Genomic DNA, 13,704 nt, shown 5'->3' with positions numbered 1-13,704 from the left:
GTAAAAGTCGCGCCGCAGTCACCGCGCCGGCCCGCGGTCGGCCACTTGCGAACGATGGGACTCACGTGTTCGCCGCCCAGGTTGCGCACGCTCGTGATGTACGCACGGATCGTAGACGCCAATGGTCTATGCATAGTTTGGCGGCCACTCGCGATGGCGATATGGCGTCCCCAACAAAGAGCCCCGCGTCGACGGGGCTTTTTCTTTTCCGACGCTGGGTGGCTGCGGGTGGGCTCGATTGCCGGCGTGGGGTTCGTTGTAAGCTGGGGACGAAGCACTTCGTGCACTGCCATGTGCAGTCGATCAACGGCGAGCGTATGCGCCCCAAGTATCTGTTCGGAGAATTCGAGCTTAATCCGGCGTCGCGGGAACTCCTGCGCAACGGAAAGCCGATTGCGCTGCGTCCAAAATCGCTGGAGTGCCTGGTCTACCTGATCGAGCATCGCGATCGTGCAGTCGGGCGCGATGAACTGATTTCGGCGGTGTGGGGGCGTGTCGATGCCAGCGATACGGTCGTGGCCCAGACGCTGCTGCGTGCGCGCAAGGCGCTGGACGACACCGGCAACCAGCAGGTGATGATCCGCACGTTGCCGCGATTCGGTTATCGCTGGGTTGCGCCGATCAGGGAGGTGGCGGTCCCTTCGGATGCCAGCATGGCCGAAGCGGGTGACGCGGGGGGGCGCGGTGCCATGCATTCGGCTTCGGCTTCGGCGCATTACGTCGAAGCCGATAGCGAAATCGAATCGGATATCGAAGGGGAGGCTCTGGATGTCGATGTGGCCTTGGAGGCCGAGCTGCCGGAGACTATCGGGGCGGGCGTCGAAGAGGCGACAGAAGTTTCATCGGCGATCGGAAAGCGACGCCGTCTGCTGCGCATTGGCCTGCCTCTACTGATCGCACTGATCGTGGCGGTCGGCCTTGGTTTCCTCGTCTATTCGCGTTATCGGGGCGAAGGTCCGACGCAGGCGGCGGATGACGCGGTGCTGGTCATGCCGGTGGCTGTCGTTCCGATGGATTCCGAGAATGCGTGGGCCCGACTGGGCGCCATGGACTATATGGCGGCACGCCTGCGTGCCAGCGGCGTCAATGTGCTCCCCAGCGAACAGGCCATGCGTCTGAGCACGGCGATCGAAGGCGATGCGCCCGCGGTTGCTCGAAAGAAACTGCGCTCTCTCAGCGGCGCGCGCTGGATTGTCCTGCCGCAAATGCAGCGGGAGGGCAACGGCTGGCGGGTCGTCCTGCGCCTATTTGAAGGCGGCCGGGAGCAACGACTCCAGGCGCGAGGCAATACGGCGTTGGCGGCCGTCGCCGAAGTGGCCGACGTGTGGCTACGGCAACTGGGTGGGCAGGGCGAATCGGGGCCGCCGCCGAGTCCTGTAGCCGAGCGTCTGCAGCGGCTCGATGCGGAAATCCTGGCGGGCCGGCTGCAGGAAGCGACCCGCCTGCTCAGGACCTCGTTGCCAGCCGAACGTCGCGATCCCCGCTTTCTCTATCGCGAGGCCAAGCTCGAGTTTCGCGCTGGGCATGTCGACGTGGCCGCGACCTTGTTTCAACAGGCCCTGGACCAGGCGACGGACGCTGACACGCCCACGAAGATTGGCGCGCTGCAGGGATTGGCCGGAGCGGAACGCGCCCGGAACAACGTGGACGCAGCTGAGCTCCGCTTTACCCAGGCGTTGAAGCTCCTGCAGTCGTTGCCATCCGACCGCATCAATTCGCGACTGACCGGGCTCGTCTATCAAGGGCTGGGCATCATCCGCGCCCAGCGCGGCGACGTCGGCGGCGGCATGGAGTACCTGGGCCAGTCCCGTGTCTGGATCCAGCGCTCCGGAGATCTCGTTTTGTTGGGGGCGATTGGACACAACATCGGCCTGGCCGAGATCCTGCGCGGCAACTATGCGCAGGCCCTGAGCGAATTCGACCGTTCGATCGAGACATTCGAGCGGTTTCGGGTCAACGACTATCTTGTGAATTCATTGAGCGAAAAGGCGTCGTTGCTGCTTGCATTGGCCCGGCCCGCCGATGCCTGGGACGCCATTCGTCGCGCGCAGCCGTATCTGCCCAAGTTGGAAGACAACCGCCTGATGGTTCAGGTCCTGGTGACGACGGCCAGGATCCAGATGGCGCAAGGGCGAATGAACGACGCCGGCGACACGCTGGCCCGCATCCAGTCGCGTGGCGTGCGCGACACCGATCCTGCTCTCCTGGAGTTGTTGCTGCGCCTGCACGTGGCGCAGGGCGAGTTGGGCGGGGCGAGGAAGCTGGTCCGGAGTGCTCCGCCCCCGGCCCCTGGGGACGACAGGTTGATGCTGGTGGCCGTCCAGACCGCGCTGCGCATCGGCGACCTGCCATTGGCGAAATCGTGGTTGGCCAGCGACGCGTCGGTTGGCGAACAGGATGCCCGTCATCACGCAGTGGACCTGGAACTGGCGCGGTCACTCATTGCGCGAGCCGAAGGCGATGGAGCGACCGCGCTTGCGCATGCGGATCGGGCTGCTGGCGTGGCGGGAATGTCCCCCGAAGCAGAGATCCAGACGGGCGTCGTGCAGGCGAGGGTCCTGCTCGATGCACGTCAGTACGACGCCGCTTCGGCCATCATGGGAAGGCTGGAGAAGTACGCGGAGACGGACTATCGCGTTGCCTGGTCGATGTTGGCGCTCTATCGGGCGCTCGGAGATCAGCGAGCGGCTGTCGCGGCACTTGAACGCGCAAACGCGCTTCGCGGTGATCGCGATGTCGCGGTTGAGCCGGTCTTGTGACTTGAGGTTCGAAGGGACCCGCGACCATCTTCAAGCGCTGGAGTGTTGGGGCCGCGTCCGCGGCCGACAGCAGGTAGACCTCCGCCCGTTTTTCAGTCCCAGGTAGAGGCTCCTCGCCACGCTCGGGATCTGCTTCAACCAGCCGTCCCACCGACGGGTCTATTGCTGTGCTCGGGCGACAGCCCAGGCATCAGGCGAATGAGTACGCCTGCGTACGCAGACATCATTGATCCAGTGCGTACGGGGGCTTGGCGCAAAAAAGCGCTGGCGATTTGCTGCCCTCGGCCGCGGGCGCGGCCTCCACGTTCCCGCGCTTCAGGATGGTCGTGGGCCGCATCGACATCACCCGCGCGTGACCGTCCCGGGCCTGGTTGACCGAGGCATCTCCGCTCCATTTCTTTTCCATGACCATGCCGTTTTTCCCTCTTGTGGGGCGGACGGGCTGGGGCGGAACGTGGACCCACTTGCGATCCCGCACAGACGGGACGCCGTGATGCAGAAGCCACTGCACTGCATCGGAAATCGACCCGGGGAGCGTTCATGCATCTGAATACCAAGCCGTATGCAGTAGCTGTACTGGCCATGGCCGTGAGTAGTGCGCTGGCGTCCAATCCATCGCCCACCGGGCGCGCGTTCGAACTGCTTCGCGGCCACGCGCCTGCGGTCCGGTCTTCCGTCCATGATCAGTATGTTGTGCGTGATGTGACCGTCGACAAGGACGGAACCGAACACGTCCGCTTCGACCGCACCTACGCGGGACTGCCGGTGATCGGCGGCGACCTGGTCATGCATTCGCGCAACGGCCAGTTCAAAGGCGTTTCCATGACCCAGGGCGCGCCGCTGTCCCTGTCGGTCCGGCCCAGCGTCGACTCGAGCGCGGCGGTCGTCGCCGCCGGCGCTGAGTTCGGCTCCGATTTTGCGGGCGCTCCGGAGAGTGCGCTGGTGGTCTACGCCCGCAGTGGCGCGCCCCGGCTGGCCTGGCAGATCCGCCTGCACAACGAGCGTGCGGACATGACCTACATCCTGGATGCGCACCGCGGCCGCGTGCTGGAGCGCTGGAGCAACCGCGAGACCGCGGTCGCCAACGGGACGGCCAGGACCCTGTACTCGGGTGATGTCGCCCTGACCACCAACGCGATCCTCGGTGGCTACGAGCTGCGCGATCCATCGCGCGGCGGCACCCGCACCATCGACGCGTCCAACAGCCGTACTTCGGGTCAGGTCTACAAGGACACCGACAACGTCTGGGGGAACTACGCCGTTTCCGATCTTGCCACCACCGCCGCCGATGCGCAGTACGGCACGAAGGTCACCTGGGATTACTACAAGAACACGCACGGCCGTAGCGGCATCGCCAACGATGGCAAAGGCGCCTACAACCGCGTGCACTACGGCTTCAGCTACAGCAACGCCTACTGGAACGACAACTGCTTCTGCATGACCTATGGCGACGGCGACGGCGTCAACCTCAGCCCGCTGGTGGCGCTCGACATCGCCGGCCACGAGATGAGCCACGGCGTCACCTCGCATACGGCCAACCTGATCTACACGGGTGAATCCGGTGGCCTGAACGAAGCGACCTCGGACATCCTGGGCACGATGGTCGAGTTCTATGCCAACAACGCGCACGACACCCCGGACTATCTGATCGGCGAGGAAGTCTTCGTCGCCAACGTGTCCGGCAGTGCCAGCCAGCGTGCGCTGCGCTACATGTTCAATCCGTCCGCCGATCACGCCTCGCCCAACTGCTACTACAACGGCATCGGCAGTCTGGACGTCCACTACTCCTCGGGCGTGGCCAACCTGTTCTTCTACCTGTTGGCCGAAGGCACGGGCGCCAAGACCTACAGCGGCGTGAACCACACGCCGAAGCCGACCTGCAACCGGACGGCATTCGCCGGTATCGGTCGCGCCAAGGCCGAGAAGATCTGGTATCGCGCGCTGAGCGTGTACTTCACTTCCAGCACCAACTACGCCGGTGCACGCGCGGCCACGATCAGCGCCGCGAACGATCTGTACGGCGCCACTTCGGCCGAAGCGAAGGCGGTTGCAACCGCCTGGTCCGCCGTCAGCGTGAATTGAACCCAGGCAGGGGGAGCGCCGGGGTGTCCGGGAGGTCGGACACTCCGGCGCGCTTTGCACCTGCTTTGCACCCAACAAGAACTCAAAACGCTCAGTCCCAGGGGAAGCAATGACCGGATCCAGCCAGCATCACACGGGTGCGCGCAAGCAGCGCGCTCGCACGACCCTCAGGATCGCACCCGTTACCCGCGCCATCCGCGCCGCGCTGGCCGTCTCGGCCACGATGCTGGCGCTGTCCGCGCCGGCGTGGGCGGCCGACACCTGCCGCTATGCGCAGGTTGCGCGTCACAGCTACGTCTGCGACGGACGTTTCGTCCAGGTCGGACAGGATGCAGGCTCGTCGCCGATCGATCTGACCCGGGTGCGGGGCGAAGAACAGGTACCTGCCAGCGTCATTCCGGCGGTGGGGGCCGCCGGTTGGGCCGGCGATGTCTCGCGCCCCCACCCGGGCAGCCTCGACGAGGAGGCTGCCGCGAGCATCGCAACTTGGGAGGCCGGTACGGTTGACGATGTCACCGCTGTCGGCGGCGGCACCGGCGCCGCGACTGCGAGTCAGTACCTCGCAGTCGACAACAGCACCGACATCAACGTCAGCGGCCGTGACTGGCAGTACGGCATCCGGGCGCGCGATTTCTACGACGACGTCGCGGTCGTCAACAGTGGCGACATCCATGTCGATTCGTCGGGTGTCGGTGGTCCGTACTCGCCCGGCAATCATGCGTTCGGAATCCGTGCGAGTTCCTTCTACGGCAACGTCGAGGTAACCAACACCGGCGCGATCACCGCCCACGCCAGCAACGATCCCGACTCCGGCTACGCCTATGCCAGAGGCATCGTCAGCCTGTCCTATTACGGCGACGCCAGCACCACCAACGCAGGCAACATCGATGTCGCCGCCGATGACGAGGACTGGGCGCTCGCGTTCGGCATCTACAACATCGCCTCGGGCTTCCACGCTTCGACGGTGGATAACAGCGCTTCGATCAGCGCGAGCGCCACCACCGATGGCAGCGGCGACTACCAGTGGGCCTGGGCCGCCGGTATAAGGGCCACGGCCATCTACCCCGCTTACGGCGCCGTGGCAGGGCAAGACGACGTGCGGCTGCACAACGCCGGCGACATCACCGCCTCGGCCAGCGTCGAAGGACACGGCGGCAACGCCGTTGCCTGGGGTGCCTACACGATGTCGCTGAATCCGGGCGGCACGTCCACGCTCGAGAACGACGGCACGATCTCCAGCTACGCCCATGCCGGCGTCGCGGATGCCGCCTACGCCTACGCCGCCGGCGCCATCGCCGCCAATCGCGGCGGCAGCGCGGAAGCCGTGAATCACGGACAGGTGGATGCCGTTGCCCGCAACGACGCCGATGATGGCGCCGCCCAGGCCATCGGCATCAAGGCGATCTACCTCAGCATCGGCTACGGCGACGCGGCCATCACCAACGACGGGGACGTCGAAGCGCACGCCTCGGGCCATGGCGGTCGGGCTTTGTCGACCGGTCTTTCGACCGGTGGTTACTACAGCGGCCGGACCAGCACGATCGACAACGCCGGCAGCGTGATCAGCACGGCCGACATCGACACCTCCGGCATCGCCTTCGCAACCGGCATCAGCGGTGCCAGCAACTACGGTGCCAGCGTCGGCAACAGCGGCGACGTCAGCGCGCACGCGACCGTCGCGGACGGTGCCGCCGTCGCCATGGGCATCAACGCCAGCAGCGACAACGGCGGTTACACCGCAGTGACCAACCAGGGCGACGTCAACGCCGCGGCGGTCGTCTACGGCGGTGATGCCGACAGCTTCGCTCACGCTTCAGGCATTCGCGCCGCGGGCTACGACGCCGCGTCCGTCAATAACGCCGGTCTCATCGACGCCAGCGCCATCGCCGGCACCGGCGATGTCACGGCCTATGGCGCGGTCAGTTCTTCGAATCACCTCGCGTACCTGACCAATGATGCCGACGGCATCATCGACGCCACCGCCAGCACGCTGGACGGCAACGCGCTCGCCGTCGGCGCCCTGGTCGCCGGCTGGGATGCGGCAACACTGACCAACTACGGTGACATGACCGCCCTCGCCACCACCGCGAACGGTGACGCGCAGGCGTATGCAGCCGTCGTCAATGGCACCTACGCGGGCATCGGCCTGCTGATCAACGGCGGCGACCTCAGCGCCGAGGCTTCGACCGGCGCGGGCGGCCACGCGTACGCCACGGGCGCGTACGTGTATGGCAACGTCGCAAGCATCTTCAACGATGCCAGCAGCAGCGCCACGGCCACCGCCGGCGCTGGCGGCACGGCCCTTGCCCGGGGCGCGCGCGCCTACGGCTTCTACACCGCTGTCTCGAACTACGGCGCGCTCTTGGCCAGCGCTACCGCCGACGGCGGCACCGCCATCGCCAAGGGCATCGACTCGCTCGGCTACTTCGGTTCGTCCGTCTACAACGCCGGGGATGTCCTGGCGAGCGCCAACGCGGACGGCGGCGCAGCGACGGCGATGGGCAGTTACTCGGTCGGTGTCATCTTCAGTGCCTACACCACCAACACCGGAACGATCACCGCCGATGCCCGCGGCGCCAGTGCCAATGCGCTGGGTGTCCTCAACGCGGCCCTGTACCTCGGGGATGCGATCACGATCAACGACGGCAGCATCAATGCGGTCGCCGAGGGCGGGGTGGCGCCTTATGGGGAAGAAGAAGCCGTAGCCATCGGCGTCTACAACTTCGCGGTGTACTACGACTCGATCGTGGACAACAGCGGATCGATCTCCGCCACGGCGCTGGCGACGGCGGACATCTTCGGCACCAACGGATTCCTGCAGGCCAAGGCGCTTGGCGTGCAGGCGTTGGCCGCGTACGGCTACGGCGAAACGACGATCGTCAATACCGGTGGCATCCACGCATCGGCCGTCACCAGCCAGGGCTATGCGTCCGCGTGGGGCGCCGTGGCCCAGGCGGGCCTGTACGGCTACGCTGCGATCGGGAACGATGGCTTGATCGCCAGCTACGCCCATGCCGACATCGGCGTTGGCATGGCCCTGGGCGCTTACGCGCTCAGCTTGGCCGGGACCTCGCAGATCGTGAACAACGGCGACATCGTCGCCACGGCTCGTGCCGAGCGCGGCATCGTCAACGTGGCCATCGATTACGCGGACGCCACCGGCGTTCGGGTGATCAGTGTTCCGTACGGCGGTGGCGAAGCCATCGTCGACAACTACGGCAATATCCAGGCGAACGCCATCATTCAGGGTGGCATCGGCTACGCCACCGGCGTCGAGGCGTACAGCCAGAACACGTCGATCCACAACGCCGCCGGCGCCAGCATCACGGCGATGGTCGATGCCGAGCTCTTCGGTGGTGCATTCGCCACCGGCATCGAAGCGGGTGGCACGTACAGCGTCAATCTCGTCAACGACGGTGCCATCACCGCCTACGGTCACGCCAACGCACTTACGGAAGGCGCCTACGGGTTCTACGGCGCCGCCGGCGCGAACGGCATCTATGTCAACGCCAGCTACAAGGGCGATGCCATGGTGGTGAACAATGGCGACATCAACGCGATTGCCATCGCCGAGAACAGCGTCAGCTGGGCACAGGGCGGCGCGGGCGCGACCGGCATCAACGCCTACGCCAAGTACGACGCGAGCATCGTCAACGCGGGCGACATCAACGCCATTGCGCAATCCCAGTTCGGCAACGTCGCCGCCTACGGGGCGGTCGCCCGTGGCAAGTACAGCAGCCACATCGTCAACGAAGCCGGCGCCAGCATCGTGGCCTCCGCCACGGTAGGCAGCCTGGCGGGCGACTATTCCGCCGGGCACGCCGTTTCCTTCGGCACCCAGATCTTCAAGCGCGGGATGGATTACGCCATCACCTACAACGCGGGCAGTATCATTTCGCACGCCGTCGTTACCCCGGATGGGACGGGGACGTGGATCGGCAGCATCGCCACTGCCTTCGGCAGTTCCATCGGCTACAACTCCGCGGTAATGAGGGGAGAGGTGGCCAACGTCGGCACCATCGAAGCCGCCGCGAGCGCCGACTTCGGCTACGCATCGGCGTACGGCGCCTTCGTGGCCACCGAATACGACGCGCTCATCACCAACGCCGGTGACATCCAGTCGGTCGCTTCGGCAAACGGTGGCAATGCCTTCGCGGTCGGCAGCTACGCGGCCTCGCTGCACCGGACCATCAGCTACAACTGCGACAGCTCCGGCTGCGACTGGGCGCATCCCATCATCGTGGTGGACGCCGGCACGTCGCTGATCGACAACAGCGGCCAGATCACGGCGGCGGCGATCGCGCAGGGCGGCGTGGGCTACGCCTACGGCGCGGTCGCGATCGGTGCGTTGAGCGCTGGCGTCACCAACACAGGACAAATCAGCGCGAGCACCGACGCTGACGATGCCCTGGCAATCGGTGTCCTCGCCAACAGCCTCTATGGTTCGGCCGGATTGCAGAACGACGGCGACATCATCGCAGTCGCCGATGGCGATGTTGCCCATGCCTACGGTGCGAGCATCCTGGGTGCCTACGGCAACGTCGCCAACGGCTACCTTGCGGCAACGCTCACCAACTCCGGCAGCATCCTGGCTCGTGCGGACGGCACTACCGTCACCGCCACCGGCGTGGAGATCACAGGCCGCAACGGCGACGACATCCTGATCGACAACACCGGCACGATCCTGGCTGGGGCCTATGGCACCGATGCGACGGCCATCGCGGTCGCGATGGACTCCTTCGGCAGCAACACGCTGACCAATACCGGCGCCATCGCCGCGTTCGGCGATGGCACGCGGATCGCCATTACGTCAGGCGTCGCCGCGACCGCGACCATCACCAACAGTGGCTCGATCACCGGCGCCATCCTCACCGGCGATCTGGACGACAGCTTCAGCAATGTCGTCGGCGCCACCTGGAACGCCGTGGGCGACTCCGACTTCGGTGCCGGCGACGATCACATCGTCAACAACGGCAGGATCTTCCTGGACAACGCAACGATCCGCCTGGGCGGCTACGTCAACGGCAACACCTTCGACAATTTCGGCCTGATCGGCGTCTCGGGCAGCAACGTGCTCGACATGGACAATCCGGTCCCGGTCTTCAACAACGGGACGATCAGCTTCATCGACGGCGCGCCCGACGACACGTTGACCATCGTCGGCGATTTTGCCGGGCAGGGCGCGATCAACGTCGACGTCAGCGGGTTGAACCAGTCGAGCGATCAGCTCTACATCAACGGCAGCGTGATGCAGTCGACGACGCAGGTGCTCAACGTCAACCTGGCAGACCTGCCCGCCGCGGCCAGCGTCGACATCCCGCTGGTGTACGTGAGTGGCGACGCATTGGCCTCTGACTTCGCGCTCGGCAATGTCAACTACGGCGCCGACGGCTTCCTGTCGATGGCTTTCCACCTGAACTCAAGCATCGATCCGAGCAATGCAACCAGCGACGTCGTGTCGCTCGGCGTGACGGTCGATGGCCTGAACGGCATGGGCTCGCTCGCGGCAGCGCTCGCGCCGGGTGCGCAGAGCCTGGTCGATACGCAGATCGGCACCTGGCGTCAGCGCATGGGCGTGGTGCCGCGCAAGGGCGGTGACGCCGGGCTGGCGCCGTGGGTGCGCATGTTCTCAGGCAGTGGCGACGTCAAGCTCGGCCATCGCAGCAACTTCGGCTCCGACGGCAATTTCGGCTTCGATCAGTCGAACCACGGTTGGGAGCTCGGCCTCGACACGCGTCCGGGCGAGCATTTCGCCTTCGGCGTGCTGATCGCCAAGTCCGAGGGCAGCCAGCACCTGGGCGGAGGCGCGGGCAGCGATCGCTTCGATGGCAAGGGCTTCGGCATCTACGGCACCTGGTTGGCCGACAACGGCTTCTACCTCGATGCGTCCCTGCGCTGGACCGGAATCGATGCACGCCTGCGTTCGGCGACGGGTGAGCACAGCGCCGAAGCCACCGCCGATTCGTTCAATGTCGAAGCAGGTTTTACCGCCTGGACGTTGTCGGGCGGCATCAACATCGTGCCGCAGGCGCAGTACACCCACACCCGCATCGGCGACATCACGCCGGTGCACGGCAGCCAGGTCGATTTCATCGGCGACGGCGGTGTGTCCTCGCGCGGCCGATTGGGCGTGTCCTTCGACAAGAGCTTCCAGGCCTCCGGTTTCACCTTGACGCCGTACGGCTCGCTCAACGTCGTGCGCGAGTTCGATGGCGACTACGGCTACTCGGTCAACAACGGCCTGTTGGGTTCGACCCGCACCGACGGCACCAGCGCCATGCTCGAACTGGGCATGGGCGCGCGCAAGGGCGGTCTGTCGCTTACCGGCGGCTTGAACTGGACCGACGCGCAGCAGAGCGTTGTGGGCGGCCAGGTGGTGGTGCGCTACGGCTGGTAAGTGAACGAAGCGGGCCGGCGTGTCTTGCCGGCCCGCAACACCGCTGCGTGCGGTGGTGACGAAAGTTTTCAGCAAGGCTCGGCGATACCGCCTGGCCGGATATGAGGAGTAGCAGCACGTGGTCAGCAAGCATCCGCCCGAGGGCATCCAGGACAACGACACCAAGGACGGAAGCGAAGAAGCACAATTGCAAGAAGCGCAGCTGCAAACCGTAGGCGCCGAGCCCGCCGCCACGGCAGCGCAGGCGCCAGCGGCCAAGCCGCCGCAGAACCCGGCCCAGCTGAAAGTCCAGAAGAACTGCTCGCGCGGCCTGTCCGGATGGCTGGCCGGAAACCGCATCTCGCTCGCGATTTCCTCCTACCAGACCGGACGCGTGTACCTGGTCGGCAGCGACCAGCAGGGGCGCGTGTCCTTCTTCGAACGCATCTTCGAGCGCGCGATGGGCATCGTCGGCAACGCGCAGCGCATCTATCTCGGCGGCCTCTACCAGCTATGGCGCTTCGAGAACGTGCTTCGTCCCAACGAGACCATCCGCGGGCAGTTCGACAAGTGCTACGTGCCGCGCAACGCGCAGACGATTGGTGACCTCGACATCCATGAGCTGGGCATCCGCAAGAACGGCAAGGTGGTGTTCGTCAACACCAAGTACTCGTGCCTGGCCGAACTCAGTCAGACCCACAGCTTCAAGGCGATCTGGAAACCCGACTTCATCAGCAAGCTCGCCCCCGAAGACCGCTGCCACCTCAACGGCCTGGCGATGGTCGATGGCGAGCCGCGCTACGTGACCGCGGTATGCCGCAGCGACACCGTCGACGGCTGGCGCGACCGTCGCCACGAAGGCGGCGTGGTGATCGACATCACCACCAATGAGATCGTGTGCGAGGGTCTGTCGATGCCGCATTCGCCGCGCTGGGCGAACGGCAAGCTGTGGGTGCTCAATGCCGGTACCGGCCACCTGGGTTGGGTCGATTTCGAAACAAAGAAGCTCGTGCCGCTGGTTTTCGTTCCCGGCTTTGCGCGCGGTCTGTCGATCGTCGGCAACGTCGCCGCGGTTGGCCTGTCCAAGCCGCGCAACCAGCGCTTCGAAGGCCTGCAGCTCGACGAAGAACTCAGCAGGCGCGATGCCGACCCGTGGTGCGGTGTGCAGATCATCTCGCTCGCCAATGGTGACGTGATGAACTGGATCCGTTTCGAAGGCGATATCACCGAGATTTTCGACATCAGCTTCCTCCCGAATGTGCGCAACCCGATGCTGGTTGGGCTGCGTACGGCGGAAATCCGCGAACTCATCACGTTCGAATCGGAGTTGAATGCGGTGGAGGCCGAAGTCGCATGAACCGCATGGACAAGTTCGTAACCGTCGTGGCGGCGGGCACGATGTTGTTTGAGGCTGCAGTGGCGAGTCTCCTCCTGCTTGCCGGGAGCGTCACCGCCGCACATGCCGCGGAAGCGGCGGCTCCTGCCGCGACAACGCAGACCCCGGCGCCGCGTCTGTTCGACACGCTGGATGTCAACAAGGATCAGGTGTTGTCGCGTCAGGAATTCCAGGCGGGCTACGCCGGATTGCAGCGCCTGATCGCGATGCAGGTCCGTCTTCGGGGGCAATTCGCTGCGTTGGACGTGAATCGCAGCGGTGCGATCGACGCCAGTGAGTATGCAAATCTCGAGCTGATCAAGAGCCAGGGCGAGGCAGCGCCGTCGCTCGCCGCCTTCGACGCCGATCACGACCAGAAGCTCAACTTTGGCGAATACGCGACGCTGGTAGGCAAATTGGCGGCCTTGCGGGCGAAGAAGTAGCAGGCGCACAGACTGATGTTGTCCAGGAGACGCTCGTGAGTATCGAAACATCGTTCGAGACCGTTCCGGTCTGGAAAAATGTCACCGCGGAACTTTCTGCGGAGTTGATCGACCTGTGGGGACGCTCACAGGCCATTCCCGACCCCGATCGGGCGGTCCAGCGTGCACGCCAGGCGGTTTGCGTCGCCCGTGATCAGTCGGGAGCGGTTTGCGGTGTTGGTACGGCCGTCATCCGCGTCCTGCCACGGTTGCGGCAACCTCTGTACTACTACCGCCAGTTCTTCGCCCCGGAGTTTCGCGGCCAGAAACAGGCGATTCCGTTCTTCAACGAGGCTCGCAGGCTGCTGGAGGGGTACAACGAATCGCTCCCCGCGCCCGAAAGTCTCGGAATCCTGCTGGAACTGGAGAATCAGCAGCTCGTCGCGCGCTACGAGCGCGCCTACGAGTCGGCGGCAGATTCGACCTTCATCGGCTATTCGCCCAGGGGGTTGCAGCTGCGCGTTTCCTATTTCAATAACGCGCGCTTGTTGCAGCGGCCGTCGCAGGCCGGTGCGCAATGACCAGGGCGCGCTGGCCACGCACGCGTGCGGGATTCGCGCACTGATGACAGTGAAGCGCGATGTTTGCGCCGCTCCTGGGATGTCCTGTTGAAGCGTTGGAGTTCGGGAC

The 13,704-nt window shown here is 65.4% G+C and carries 7 protein-coding genes; 6 read left to right on the top strand and 1 reads right to left on the bottom strand.

Going from position 1 to position 13,704, the window contains the following annotated elements; all coding sequences use genetic code 11:
- Positions 1-293 precede the first annotated feature (293 nt).
- Entirely contained in the window at positions 294-2,759 is a 2,466-nt protein-coding gene (locus ACYVD7_RS14000) for a winged helix-turn-helix domain-containing protein (RefSeq protein ID WP_460764431.1), read from the top strand.
- Between the two features lie 223 nt (positions 2,760-2,982).
- Here the strand turns inward: ACYVD7_RS14000 and ACYVD7_RS13995 are convergent, their stop codons facing one another.
- Entirely contained in the window at positions 2,983-3,171 is a 189-nt protein-coding gene (locus ACYVD7_RS13995; protein ID WP_460764429.1) for a hypothetical protein, read from the bottom strand.
- A gap of 128 nt (positions 3,172-3,299) precedes the next feature.
- Here ACYVD7_RS13995 and ACYVD7_RS13990 point away from each other — a divergent pair, with 128 nt between their 5' ends.
- From ACYVD7_RS13990 to ACYVD7_RS13970, 5 genes are all read left to right on the top strand, one after another.
- Positions 3,300-4,841 carry a M4 family metallopeptidase gene (locus ACYVD7_RS13990; RefSeq protein WP_460764427.1) on the top strand — a complete coding sequence of 514 codons (1,542 nt, stop codon included), beginning with the start codon at positions 3,300-3,302 and terminating at the stop codon, positions 4,839-4,841.
- A gap of 109 nt (positions 4,842-4,950) precedes the next feature.
- On the top strand, positions 4,951-11,238 hold the full coding sequence (locus tag ACYVD7_RS13985; protein WP_460764425.1) for a hypothetical protein: 6,288 nt from the start codon (positions 4,951-4,953) through the stop codon (positions 11,236-11,238).
- A 118-nt stretch (positions 11,239-11,356) separates the two neighbouring features.
- Entirely contained in the window at positions 11,357-12,574 is a 1,218-nt protein-coding gene (locus ACYVD7_RS13980; RefSeq protein WP_460764423.1) for a TIGR03032 family protein, read from the top strand.
- Positions 12,575-12,579: 5 nt separating this feature from the next.
- Entirely contained in the window at positions 12,580-13,035 is a 456-nt protein-coding gene (locus tag ACYVD7_RS13975) for an EF-hand domain-containing protein (RefSeq protein WP_460764421.1), read from the top strand.
- Between the two features lie 35 nt (positions 13,036-13,070).
- Positions 13,071-13,595 carry a hypothetical protein gene (locus tag ACYVD7_RS13970; RefSeq protein WP_460764419.1) on the top strand — a complete coding sequence of 175 codons (525 nt, stop codon included), beginning with the start codon at positions 13,071-13,073 and terminating at the stop codon, positions 13,593-13,595.
- The last annotated feature ends 109 nt before the right edge of the window (positions 13,596-13,704 follow it).

This window comes from Lysobacter fragariae (assembly GCF_054779775.1).
Note: the sequence above shows the minus strand (reverse complement) of the source record. Positions and strands in the feature narration are given on the sequence as shown.

Coding starts and splice junctions, on each gene's coding strand:
- ACYVD7_RS13995 (WP_460764429.1), bottom strand. CDS start 3,171: ATGGTCATGGAAAAGAAATGGAGCGGAGATGCCTCGGTCAACCAGGCC.
- ACYVD7_RS13990 (WP_460764427.1), top strand. CDS start 3,300: ATGCATCTGAATACCAAGCCGTATGCAGTAGCTGTACTGGCCATGGCC.
- ACYVD7_RS13985 (WP_460764425.1), top strand. CDS start 4,951: ATGACCGGATCCAGCCAGCATCACACGGGTGCGCGCAAGCAGCGCGCT.
- ACYVD7_RS13975 (WP_460764421.1), top strand. CDS start 12,580: ATGGACAAGTTCGTAACCGTCGTGGCGGCGGGCACGATGTTGTTTGAG.